The sequence below is a fragment of the Candidatus Micrarchaeota archaeon genome (assembly GCA_028866575.1).
Lineage (GTDB): Archaea > Micrarchaeota > Micrarchaeia > Micrarchaeales > Micrarchaeaceae > UBA12276.
Window position 1 is genome coordinate 175,594 of sequence record JAGWHU010000001.1, and the last position, 12,319, is coordinate 187,912.

The 12,319-nt window shown below is 50.9% G+C and carries 10 protein-coding genes and 1 rRNA gene; 1 reads left to right on the plus strand and 10 read right to left on the minus strand.

Going from position 1 to position 12,319, the window contains the following annotated elements; all coding sequences use genetic code 11:
* Positions 1 to 57: 57 nt before the first annotated feature.
* Positions 58 to 2,022, plus strand: coding sequence for a beta-CASP ribonuclease aCPSF1 (locus tag KGI06_01030; protein MDE1870806.1), 1,965 nt, complete (start codon positions 58 to 60; stop codon positions 2,020 to 2,022).
* A gap of 12 nt (positions 2,023 to 2,034) precedes the next feature.
* On the opposite strand, the gene carB is transcribed toward KGI06_01030, so the two are convergent.
* The 10 genes from carB to KGI06_01080 all read right to left on the minus strand — a co-directional run.
* On the minus strand, positions 2,035 to 5,118 hold the full coding sequence (carB, locus tag KGI06_01035) for a carbamoyl-phosphate synthase (glutamine-hydrolyzing) large subunit (protein ID MDE1870807.1): 3,084 nt from the start codon (positions 5,116 to 5,118) through the stop codon (positions 2,035 to 2,037).
* A 4-nt stretch (positions 5,119 to 5,122) separates the two neighbouring features.
* Positions 5,123 to 6,220: a glutamine-hydrolyzing carbamoyl-phosphate synthase small subunit gene (carA, locus tag KGI06_01040; GenBank protein ID MDE1870808.1), complete on the minus strand. Its 1,098-nt coding sequence runs from the start codon at positions 6,218 to 6,220 to the stop codon at positions 5,123 to 5,125.
* A 50-nt stretch (positions 6,221 to 6,270) separates the two neighbouring features.
* Positions 6,271 to 6,474 carry a hypothetical protein gene (locus tag KGI06_01045; protein ID MDE1870809.1) on the minus strand — a complete coding sequence of 68 codons (204 nt, stop codon included), beginning with the start codon at positions 6,472 to 6,474 and terminating at the stop codon, positions 6,271 to 6,273.
* A gap of 60 nt (positions 6,475 to 6,534) precedes the next feature.
* The gene (locus KGI06_01050) at positions 6,535 to 7,257 is read right to left on the minus strand and encodes a DnaJ domain-containing protein (protein ID MDE1870810.1); all 723 of its coding nucleotides are present in this window, start codon (positions 7,255 to 7,257) and stop codon (positions 6,535 to 6,537) included.
* Between the two features lie 16 nt (positions 7,258 to 7,273).
* Positions 7,274 to 9,118, minus strand: coding sequence for a molecular chaperone DnaK (dnaK, locus tag KGI06_01055; protein ID MDE1870811.1), 1,845 nt, complete (start codon positions 9,116 to 9,118; stop codon positions 7,274 to 7,276).
* 25 nt (positions 9,119 to 9,143) lie between these two features.
* Entirely contained in the window at positions 9,144 to 9,671 is a 528-nt protein-coding gene (locus tag KGI06_01060) for a nucleotide exchange factor GrpE (protein ID MDE1870812.1), read from the minus strand.
* Positions 9,672 to 9,675: 4 nt separating this feature from the next.
* On the minus strand, positions 9,676 to 10,122 hold the full coding sequence (locus KGI06_01065) for a winged helix-turn-helix transcriptional regulator (protein ID MDE1870813.1): 447 nt from the start codon (positions 10,120 to 10,122) through the stop codon (positions 9,676 to 9,678).
* Between the two features lie 116 nt (positions 10,123 to 10,238).
* Positions 10,239 to 10,739: a hypothetical protein gene (locus KGI06_01070; protein MDE1870814.1), complete on the minus strand. Its 501-nt coding sequence runs from the start codon at positions 10,737 to 10,739 to the stop codon at positions 10,239 to 10,241.
* Positions 10,740 to 10,757: 18 nt separating this feature from the next.
* On the minus strand, positions 10,758 to 11,120 hold the full coding sequence (locus KGI06_01075; protein ID MDE1870815.1) for a hypothetical protein: 363 nt from the start codon (positions 11,118 to 11,120) through the stop codon (positions 10,758 to 10,760).
* A 163-nt stretch (positions 11,121 to 11,283) separates the two neighbouring features.
* Positions 11,284 to 12,319, minus strand: a 23S ribosomal RNA gene (locus tag KGI06_01080); the annotation flags it as partial.

A 12,319-nucleotide genomic window follows, 5' to 3' on the forward strand; every position in this document is an offset into this window, starting at 1 on the left:
TGATATTTTCTATAGGTTCATACGGCACAACAACATACTACATTTAGCGTGATTTATTTGGAAGAGAGGGGAGTAGAGAACAAGGAGCAGGACAAGGAGCAGGCGGAAAGCATTTTCGACAAGATAAAATCCATGATACCTGCTGGTGCCGGGTTCGTCAAGGCGGAATTCGAAGGCCCGGACATAGTGGTTTACCTTAAGAACGCAAAGCTGCTCTACGAGGATGACAGCATAGTGAGGGGCATAGCTTCTTCCATAAAGAAGAAGCTGGTCATAAGGAGCGAGCTTAATTCCCTTATGGAGAAGCCGAAGGCCGAGGAGATAATAAGATCACTTGTGCCGAAGGACGCGGTGATAAACAACATAAAGTTCATCGATGACTTCTCCGAAGTGTACATAGAGGCGCTCAAGCCCGGGCTCGTGATAGGGAAGAGCGGGATGACGCTGAAGAGCATAGCCATGCAGACGAGCTGGACCCCGAAGGTGCTCAGGACCCCTACAATGGACAGCAACACCCTTACAAGGGTGAGGCAGCTCATGTTCAACGAGGCTGATTTCAGGAAGAAGTTCCTGATAGGCGTCGGCAAGCAGATAAACAGGGTCATAACCAAGAGCGAGTGGCTCAAGGCCACTGCGCTTGGAGGATACAGGGAAGTCGGAAGGAGCAGCCTGCTTCTCGAGACCCCCCATTCAAAGATAATACTCGACTGCGGGCTCATGCCGGAGCCTGCAATAAAGGGCCTTGATGCTAACAACGGCTCCGACATCAACAAGGCATTCCCGTATCTGGACAGCGCCAACCTGTCCATAAACGAGCTTGATGCTGTTGTAATAACGCATGCGCACATGGACCACATAGGGTTTGTGCCCTACCTGTTCAAGTTCGGGTATGAGGGGCCGGTTTACTGCACGCCCCCGACAAGGGACATGGCCGCGCTGCTCCTCAACGACTACATAAAGCTGGTGCAGAGGTCAGGCGGCACCCCGTTGTACGGCGAGAAGGACATAAGGAAGATGCTAACGCATACGATAACGAGGGATTACGGCGAAGTCACCAACATAACGGACGAGCTTAAGCTCACATACCACAATTCCGGGCACATACTGGGGAGCGCAACTGTGCACCTACACGTAGGGGAGGGCATGTACAACATAGTCCACACCGGTGACATGAAATACGGGTTCACAAGGCTGTACGATCCAGCGAGCATAAAGTACCCGAGGATAGATTCCCTTTTCATAGAGAGCACTTACGGCGGCAACGGCGACGTGACAAAGAACAGGGCGGAGGCCGAGCGCGACCTGATGGAAACGATAAAATCCACGGTAAGCAGAGGGGGGAAGGTGCTGATACCGCTTTTCGCAGTGGGAAGGGCGCAGGAGATGCAGCTTGTGCTCGAAAACTACATGGCAAACAAGCCTGAATACAAGATGGATGCACCGGTATACCTTGACGGGATGATACTGGAGGCCAGCGCCATGCATACTGCATATCCGGAATACCTCAAGGAAAGCCTCAGGAACCGCATACTTAACAACAGGTCCCCGTTTGAAAGCGAGATATTCGAAATAATAAAGGGGGAGCGCGAGGAGATATTCGACAAGGGCTCCTCAATAATACTCGCAAGCGGCGGAATGATGAACGGCGGCGCAAGCATAGAATACTTCAAGAGGCTTGCCGACGACCCGAAGAACACAATAATATTCGTCGGGTACAACAGCTCGAATTCGCTAGGGAGGAGGATACAGAACGGCGTAAAGGAGATACCGCTTCCTGACGAAAACGGGAAGCTGATGCCCATAAAGGTCAACATGAACATAAGGACTGTAGAGGGCTTTTCGGGCCACAGCGACAGGCACCAGTTGATACAGTTCGTCGAGAACCTGAGGCCCAAGCCGAAGAACGTGTTCACGATGCACGGGGAGGAGCAGAAGTGCGAGGACCTTGCCAGGGCGATAGGAAGGATAATGCACATAGATGCGAGGGCGCCGATGAACCTCGATTCCATAAGGCTTAAGTAGGCACGGCAACGGCTATTTTTTCCAGTAGCTTTTCAGCTCGTCGCAGTCCAGATCCTTTTCAAACAGGGATTTGCCCAATGCCCTTCCCAGTCTTGCATTGAGCACTATTGGTATGTTCATGTCAACCGCCTTCCTCCTTATCCCGTAATCGATCTCCTGCATCCCGTTGTTCGTTATGACCATGTCTATCGACTTGCCGCTCATCATCTCAAGCACCTTCTCCGCATCCAGGGTTGGATGATTGTGCATGGGCGCAAGATCGAGGGTGTTGACCGTGATCCTTTCCGACAGCATGTCTGCCGTCTCCTTTAATATGCTCTTGTCGGTGTCCCCGTAAACGAGTATCCCCTTCCTTGGGATCCTGTTCGGCTGGGCGCCCAGCCAGCTCTTCAGAAGGGCTGAGCCGAAGCTCTTCCCCATAGCAGCGCTCTCGCCTGTGCTCCGCATCTCCGGACCAAGGAGCGGATACGAGCCCCTTAATTGCCCCCACGAGAACTGCGGGCTCTTTACTGCGAACGCGCCGTGAGTGGGCTCCTTGAACCCATTCCAATCATACCTTTCAAGTATGCCCTTAACCGCATAGTCTATCAGGTTGACCCCGACGGACTTCGAAGAGAAAGGCATGGACCTGCTAGCCCTCATGTTGAGCTCTATCACGTGGGGCTCCCCCCTGTCTATTATGAACTGCAGGTTGAAAGGGCCCCTTATGTCAAGCTCGTTGACAAGCCTCAGCGCTATCTCTTTCATCCTCTTGTTAGAATATGCGTCTTCGTATGGCGTTGCAATGGTTGCGTCGCCGCTGTGCACCCCCGCCTCCTCGACATGGTAGAGCGACACTCCTATTGCGCTCCTGCCGTCGCTCCCGCAATCAAGCTCCGCCTCAACGCCCTCCTTTATGAAATGGGAGACTGTCACAGGGTATTTCGGGGATATCCTTGTCGCAGCATCTATGTACATCATCAGTTCCTTCATGTTGTTTGCAGTTTTCATCGATGATCCGCTCAGGACGTAGCTAGGCCTTACGAGGACAGGGAAGCCGAACTCCTCGATGAATCCCCTTATGTCATTTATCGATGTTGCGCTGGTCCAATCCGCCTGCTTTATGCCCAATTTCTCCAGCAGCGCGGAGAACCTGTCCCTGTTCTCCGCCATGTCTATGCTCCTCCCATTTGTCCCCAGCAGCTTTATACCTTTTTTCTCGAGCGAGAGCGCAAGGTTGTTCCCTATCTGCCCCGCAGCGAACGTCGCGATGTTGCTGAAGCGCTCCTTCCTGTGTATGTTGAGTACCGTTTCCTCCGTCAGCTCGTCGAAATAAAGCTTGTCAACGCGGTCCCAGTCCGTGGATACCGTTTCCGGATTGTAGTTAAGCACAGCTACCTCGTCAAAATACCTCTTCGCGCTTTCGGCAAGCGCAACCGCACCATAGTCGAACTCGACGGAAACCCCTATCCTGAATACTCCCGCGCCAAGCACCAGCAGCTTGCTCCTCTCCTGCTTCGTATCTATGTCGTCCTCGCTTCCTGAGTTTGTAGCATACAGATAATTGGTCCTTGCAGGGCATTCGCCTGCAAGGGTATCTATCTGCTTTATGGAAATGCCGTTGCCCCCGCCAGATCCCAATTGGCTGTCGCTAAATCCTAGTTTTTTGAGTTCGCCGCGCGATGCCTTCCCCTTCCTCCATTTCTCATAATTGCGCACGATCCCCTCTATCTTTTTGAGGAAGAAGCTGTCGATGTTTGTTAACTTGTGCATCTCCTCAAGGGAAACGCCCTCCCTGAAGCCTTTCGCAACGTGGAGGAACCAGTAGGGCCTGTGCTCCTTCAGGATGCCGATGAGCTCCTTCCTTCCCATCGCGGAATTGTAGACAGCGCCTCCAACGATCCCAGGCTCCCTTATGTCGAGCATGCGTATTGCCTTCTGCATCGCTTCCTCGAAATTCCTGCCTATGGACATTACCTCGCCGATGCTCTTCATCTCTGTGCCTATGCTCCTGTCCACGAACTCGAACTTGTGAAGGTCCCAACGCGGCATCTTGACGGTTATGTAGTCCAGGCTGGGCTCGAAGAATGCGGTAGTAGATTTTGATACGTTGTTCTTTATCTCGTATAGCCTGTGGCCCAGCGCCAGCTTCGCGCTCACGTACGCAAGAGGATATCCCGTGGCCTTGCTTGCAAGGGCGCTGGAGCGCGACATCCTGGGGTTCGTCTCTATTACGTAAAATTCGTAGCTGTTGGGGCTGAGCGCAAACTGCACGTTGCATTCCCCTATGAGGTTTATCGCATCCGCAACTCTTATGGCAACGCTGCGCATCGCCTGGAATTCGTGGTTGTCAAGCGTCTGGGCCGGGGTCACAACCGCCGAGTCTCCAGTATGCACGCCCATAGGATCGAGGTTCTCTATGCATGCAGTAACTGCGCAGTTGGCGTCCTTGTCCCTCACTACCTCGTATTCTATTTCCTTCCATCCATGCAGGAACTTCTCGATCAATACCTCCCCGACTGAGCTTTGGGCAAAGGCCCTGTCCAATTCGGACACGAGCTGCCTTTCATTCCATAGAACTGCGGATCCCCTTCCGCCCAAATTGAAGCTTACGCGAAGCATTACCGGATAACCTATGCCCTTTGCGGCATTTATTGCAGATTCCTTGCTCCTTGCGCTTGCGCTCGGAGGTACCTGTATGCCGTGAGCGCGCATCGTCTTCCTGAATATGTCCCTGCTCAATGCCGTTTCTATGTCCTTGACTGAAGTGCCTAGCACCTTTACGTTGTACCTCTCCAGAACTCCGCTCCTGTACAGCTCAACCCCTGCATTAAGCGAGCTCTGCCCGCCGAACCCTATCATTATGCCCCAGGGCCTCTCCTCCCTTATCGTCTTTTCCACGAATTCCGCATTGGCAGGCAGAAGGTAAACCTTATCTGCCATACCGTAGCTTGTCTGCACAGTAGCCACGTTTGAATTCACGAGTATGCTTTCGTATCCTTCTTCCTTCAGCACCCTGAGCGCCTGGCTGGTGCTGTAATCGAACTCCGCGGCCTCGCCTATCTTCACGGGACCGGATCCAACGATTAGTATTTTTTTCCTTGTCTTTTTGGGCATGGTCTCAATTCTTTGCATCTTTTATCATTTTGTCGAACGCCTTGAAGATGAATCCCGCATCGTTTGTGCCAGGCCTAGCCTCCGGATGGAACTGCGTGGTTATCATGTTGCGCCTCCCGAATTTCATCCCCTCGACAATGCCATCGTCGGGGCTCAAAAACCACATTTTTGCGCCTTTGGGCATGTCCCTGCGCAATACCGCATATCCGTGATTGTGCGTAGTTATGTAAGCCTTGCCGGTAGTGACGTCTATTACTGCCTTGTTCACCGCCCTGTGGCCGAATTTCATCTTTCTGACTTTTCCCCCCAGCGCTATCGTGGCAATCTGGTGCCCTAAACATATCCCGAAAACCGGAAGCCCGTATTCCAGTATGCTCTTCATCGAATCCACTGTCGCATTCATCATGTTGGGATTTCCGGGGCCGTTGCTGTAAACCACCCCGACTGGCCTGTATGACATTATCTGGCTTGCGGTGTAGTTGTACGGCACCCTTACTATACTGTAACCCAGCCTTGACAGGTTTTCGAGTATTCCGTGCTTTACCCCGCAATCCACCACGACTATGCTTTTCCTGCCGTGGCCGTGCACTATCGGGCTTTTTGGCGAAACCCTGTCCAGGAAGTTTATCCTCGTGTACCTTTTGCCTAGTTCGCCTTCCGGATCCCTGAGTTTTCCCCTAGTCGATACCGCGCACATCATCGCTCCCTTGTCCCTTACCGTTTTCGTGAGCATCCTGGTGTCTATCCCGGATATCCCCGGAATGCCGCATTCCTTCATCCAGTCGTCCAGGTTCTTCTCGCTGCTCCATTTGTCGCTGCTGGTAAGCTCGCTGACAACAAGCCCCTCCACGTGTATTCTTTCCGACTCAAAATTAGCCAGTATCCTGTCTAACGTTTTCTTCTTGGGCACCCCGTAGTTTCCGACTAGCGGATGGGTCATTATGAGGATCTGCCCTGCGTATGAGGGGTCAGTGAGGCTTTCGGGATAGCCGTTCATAGATGTCGTAAATACAAGCTCCCCGCTTTTGACCGCCCTGTGGCCAAAACGTTTCCCCGATAGCACCGTGCCGTCCTCAAGGTAAATGTATGCACTATCACTCATAAAAGACACAGAATCAATCGCATTAGGATTATTTAAGCATTACTGCATTGCTAATTTTGTCCTGTGTTTGTTACTATGTGCAGGCCCCCTCCGCTACCTCCTGATGAAGGGCATGGGCCGTTGGTGCAGTAGTGAAGCCCCCCGGCGCCCCCCGACGAGGCTCCGGTGTACACATAAGTTGTCAGGACAAAATACACGAGTATCAATACAGCTACCACTATCGTAGCCACGACAACCATCTCCACCATATCCATTTAACTACCTCTTGTAATTTCGCGACCAATGCTTTTTAGCGTTGCGAACATATATGTTTATCAGAATATACCGAATTTGCCCTTCCTGCTGCCGCTGTCTATTTTGTCCGCCTTTATCCTGAACCTTTCCTTAACCAGTATGCGGCCTCCGCCCTTGCACTCCCTGCACGCCTTTTCGTATATCTTCCCTTTCCCCTTGCACTTGTTGCACGTTGTAACCATGTCAAACCTTCCGAAGAAGGTGTTCTGCTGCACGTGCCTCCTCCCGGAGCCGTTGCATATGTCGCATTTCACCTGCTTTGAGCCGGGTTCGCCCCCAGTGCCGCTGCAGTGCGCGCATATCTTGTACCTTTGCACCTCGAACTCCCTGTCAACTCCCTTCTCTATGTCGCTGAACGAAAGGTAGAGGTTTACTCCTGTCTGCTCCTGCTGCTGCTCAAAACCTGTATCGAACGTCTGCCCGAACCCGCCGAAACCACCGGTAAACACGTTTTCCTCGAACTCCCTTATTATGTCCTCGAAATTGAACCCCTTGAAGATGTCGTCCTCGCTGAATCTCCTGCTGAAGCCCTCCGGCCCGAAGGAATCGTATTGCTTGCGCTTGTTTTCGTCTATCAGGACTGCATAGGCCTCGTTGATTTCCTGCATCTTCGCCTCAGCTGTAGAGTCCTTGTTTACGTCAGGGTGGTACTTGAGGACGAGCTTCCTGTAGGCTTCCTTTACCTCGTCCCTCGTTGCGCCCTTTGATATGCCCAGTATCTTGTAATAGTCCTTATTCACCATGTTGCACCGTCATTTGTTATGCACCGGATCCTGCAGAGTCGTCATTGCCGCCATCCTTAGGGCCTGCTCCATCAGTCCCATCGCCAGGGTTCTGTTCGGGGCCTCCTCCGCCGCCTGCTCCCTTGTACATGCTTCCCCCTATATCCTGGAGTGTCTTCTGCAACGCCTCCGATTTCTCCCTTATCCTGTTGTAGTCGTCCCCCTTTAGCGCTTCCTCCAGCTCCTTCTTCGCCCCCTCAACTTTCTCCTTTACACCTGCAGGTATCTTGTCCTTGAATTCCTCGAGTGACTTCTCTGCAGTGTATACTAGCGATTCTGCGCCGTTCTTGGTTTCTATGTTCTCGCGAATCCTCTTGTCTTCCTCTTCGTGCGCCTTCGCCTCAGCTGACATCTTGTCTATGTCCTCCTTGCCCATCTTGTGCGGTGCCACTATGTCCATGCTTTGCGCTTTTCCGGTTGCCTTGTCCTTGGCTGTCACGTGCAGTATGCCGTTGGAATCTATGTCGAATGTCACCTCTATTTGGGGAATGCCCCTCCTTGCAGGCGGTATCCCTGTCAGCGCAAACCTCCCTAGATCCACGTTGTCCTTGGCAAGGGCGCGCTCCCCCTGCACCACGTGTATGTCCACTTGCGTCTGCGAGTCCTCCGCCGTTGTAAATACCTGCGTTTTCTTTATCGGTATGGTGGTGTTCCTTTCTATCAGCCTCGTGGCAACGCCGCCTAGAGTCTCTATGCTCAGGGACAGCGGCGTAACGTCAAGAAGCACCAGGTCCTTGACATCCCCTGTAAGCACGCCTGCCTGAACCGCTGCGCCGAGCGCAACAGCCTCCATAGGATCAACGCCCCTTTCAACCCTTTTGTCCAGCAATTGCTCAACGTATTTCTGAACTACAGGCATCCTCGTCGGGCCGCCTATGAGGATTATCTTGTCAATGTCCGCAGTGGTTATTTTCCCGTCCTTGAGCGCCTGCTCCACAGGCCTGCCGGTCTTTTCCACTATCGGCATGACAAGGCTCTCAAGCTTTGCCCTGCTCAGGTTATACGTGAAGTTGACCGGCTTTCCGTCCTTGCCCTCTGCAAGGAATGGAAGGTTTATGTCAGTGTTCAAAGTCGTGGAGAGCTCTATCTTGGCCTTTTCCCCGGCTTCCCTCAACCTTTGCATCGCCTGCGGACTTTTCCTCAGGTCTATTCCATGCTGCTTGCTAACCTCACCTGCAAGGAAGTCCACGAGCACGTTGTCCATGTCAGTACCCCCAAGCTGCGTGTCTCCGCTTGTCGCCTTTACCTCGAATACCCCTTTCCCGAATTCCATAATGGTTACGTCAAGGGTGCCTCCTCCGAAGTCGTATACCAGTATCTTCATCTCCCTTTCGGACTTGTTGATCCCGTAGGCTAGCGCTGCGGCTGTAGGCTCGTTCACAAGCCTCAATACCTCAAGCCCGGCGATTTCCCCCGCATCCTTTGTCGCCTGCCTTTGGTTGTCGTTGAAATATGCTGGTACTGTTATTACCGCCTTCTTTACCTCCTCCCCAAGATATGCCTCTACGTCATGCTTTATCTTCTGGAGTATCATCGCGGACAATTCCTGCGGGGTATACTCCTTGCCGAATATCTTGTACTTGTAATCAGTTCCCATCTTTCGCTTGAATGCGGTTACGGTGCCCTCGGGATTAGCAACAGCCTGCCTTCTGGCAGGCTCTCCGACAAGCCTCTGGCCGTCCTTTGTGAACGCGACATAGCTGGGAAAAGCCTTGCCGTACAGCGACACTCCCTCAAGGCTTGGTATGATTGTCGGCTTGCCGCCTTCCAGTACTGCGGCAGCAGAATTTGATGTTCCAAGATCTATTCCTATGATTTTCATTTTTTTCACCTTTTAAGCAGCAAATCTATTCGCTTTTCTTTTCAGTTTCGTCTCCGTGCTTTGCTATTATCACCGAGGCGGGCCTTAGCAGCCTGTCCTTGAACATGTAACCCTTCTTTATTATCTCGAGTATGGTGCCGTCCTTACTTTCGCTCTGCCTCACCATTACTATCTCGTGCTTGTACGGATCGTATAAGCCGTCTGTTCCTACCTCTGAAAGGCCCTCCTTCTTCAACAAGCCCACAAGATTTGTATACAGCATCTCTATCCCCTTGGCGATATTCTTGTCCTCGCTGTCGCTTATTGCAAGTATCGCCAGCTCGAACTCATCAACTATGGGAAGTATGTCCTTCATCAGGGCGGCCTTTCCCATGCTTTCCGCGTTCTCCAGCTCCTTCTTTGTCCTCTTCTTGTAGTTGTCGAACTCCGCGGCGAGCCTGAGCATGCGCTCCCTCAATTCGGAATAATCCCCATGGTTTTTTTCACCGTGCCCTGGTTCCTCCTCTTCACTGTCCTCTTTATGCTCGTTTGTTTCAGCATGCTCCTTTGCCATAACATCACTTTTGCCTTGCCTGCCTTCTATGTCCTTTCTGCCTTTTGTCCATTGCAACTTCCATGAGCTTGTCGAATTCCCCGGCCATGTCAAGCATGCGCTGCATCTCGCGGTTTATGTCGTATTCTATCTCCTCTATGGCCTTGCGCATCTCCGAAGCCCTTAGATAGTACTTCCTGCCCTTCTTCACGAGCAAACCGGCATCCCTGAACCTGTTGAGATGGTATATAACTGTGCTTCTAGCTAACTGCGTGTTGAGCCTGAGCTCTGAGCTTGACAATCCCTTGTTGCTGCTGTAAGCCGCTTCAGTGAAGTTCCTGAGTATCTGCTCCTCAATGGAATTGGGCTCGCCGTCGCTTGAAAGCCCGAAGACATCGCAGAACCATTTCAGTATCTTTTCGGGATCGTTAAAATCAGGCCTTTCTATGAACTTGATGACTATACGCTCCATCGTTATATATTATGTGCCGATATGTTTAAATAATCTTCGTTTTATATGAATATTAATTGATATATCAATTTTTTATTGACATTTGGCAATAGAAGGAAATAAGGCCCGGGCAGCAGTCAATCCGAGGAAAGCCTTGATATGGCAATCCTCTCCAGTATGGCCGTGTCCAGATTTTTTTTACCTGTAAATTCTATTTTGTATTTTTTGATTGTCTTTTTTAGGTGGTCCTGGCCTGGTTTGAACTCATGAATGCTTTTCAGGGCCGGGACAATCCTGCTATACAGCACAATGCTGTTTGAGAATATTATGAAATCCGAGCTGCTCTTGGCACCGCACAACTCTATTGCCCTGTCTATCTGGTCCGTCATTCCAGCAAACAGGAGCATCTCGATGGCCATGCTGCCGCTCTTGTTTGTTTTGCTCTTGAATGCCAAGAACGCATTTGCGTAGGCCCCGGCCAGATGCGCCTTGTTTATTATTGATCCGGTATCGAATATCTGCACGAACTTCTTGTTTCCGTTCAGCTTTTTAATTACGGGGAGGAACTCATCCAACTTTGATATGGATGACGCTCTTTTCATGATAAGAGAATCAAGTTTAAGCGCCTTGAGCTCCATTCAAGCACTCTTGGCATTCTACCATTTCCTTACGCCTTCAGTATCGTATTTTTTGTACGGAAGGATCTTGGCACTCTTATTCGGTATTTTACCATTTCCCTTGTACTTCTTCGCTATTTCCATTATGTTGTTGCATGTTACAGGGTCGTTATGCAGAAGCTCCACAAGATAGCCCCTTATTTTTGTCTTTTCCGCATTCTCCCCGTCAACGAACCTCTTACCCAGGAATATCATGCTCCTTTCCCTTGCCTTGTCATCGCCTGAAAGATGCTTGTAGGCCTTTTCTATATCGCGTAAGCTTTTCTTTAAAAGTACTGCTTTTTTTCGCTCCTCGTACTCCTCTGATTTTTCCTTCGATGGTGCTGTTGTGACCGTTCCCATTTATATCACATCCATATTTTGCATTTACTTAGTGAATTGCCAGATATAAATATGTTTACTTTCCATATAAATGATTTCCATCTAACTTCTACTTGCTCAATGCCGTATTACCGTAGTTACTCTCGCCTAGCTTTCAAAAAACCACAAAAATTGCGGAGAAGAAGCCTGCATATTTTAAGGCTTTAGTAACGGAATGTTCACAACTCGCTTGCGCTCGCTGCTTACGCACCCGTCCTATCAAAGTCGTCTATTGCGACCGCCCTGAGTGTCTAGTTTCGGGTCTGGCTTCGTCCTTAGATGCTTTCAGGACTTATCCTTTTGGCGCGTGGCTACCCGGCAATGCAATCACAACCGGTACACTAGAGGCGCCGATCCCCTGTTCCTCTCGTATTGAGGGGAGCTTACCCTCTGACACTAACACTCCCAGTAGATAATACCGTACTGTCTCGCGACGTACTGAACTCAGCTCGTGTAGGATTTTAATGGACGAGCAGTCCAACCCTTGGCTGCTTGTGCACAGCCAGGATATCCTAAGCCCATATCGATGTATCAAACCGCCAGGTCGCTGTGGACGCTCACTGGCGACAAATCGGTTACCTCCAGAGTAACTTGTTTGACAGCTTGGACCCCCATTAAAAGAGGTACCAAAGTTCGTTAAGCCCCTGTTTCCAGTCTGCATCCAACGCTTTTAAGGATACAGTCAGCCCTGCATTTACCTTTTCGCTTGTCGTTGGTTTCCCAAACCAACTAAGCAGAGCATTGGTCACTTTCGTTTCCTTATCGAAAGCAACCGTCCAGTCCAACTACCCACCTGCAGATGTCCTATTGCTAGTGAGCTGCAAGACAGATTAAGATTGGTGTTACATTATCGCTCAACGTGCGCCGAAGCACACGTCTCTACGCTCCCAATTACGCTATGCATAACCCATCTAACAACAACTACAGGCTGTAGTCAAGCTTCATGGAGACTTCTTTTCCCACTGAGAGATCGCGGCATATTCACCGCGCAGTAAGTTCACCGGGCCCCATGTTGGGACAGTGGAACGATCATTACGCCCTTCATGCAAGTCACCTATTAAGTGACGAGGTATTACGCTACCTCAAGAGAGTCAGAGTTACTCCCGCTCTTTGCCAGCGCTTCTTCCCCTTGAAAAGGGCTTTCACGTACTGGCGGTGAGCAGGCGTCACCCACTGTACTT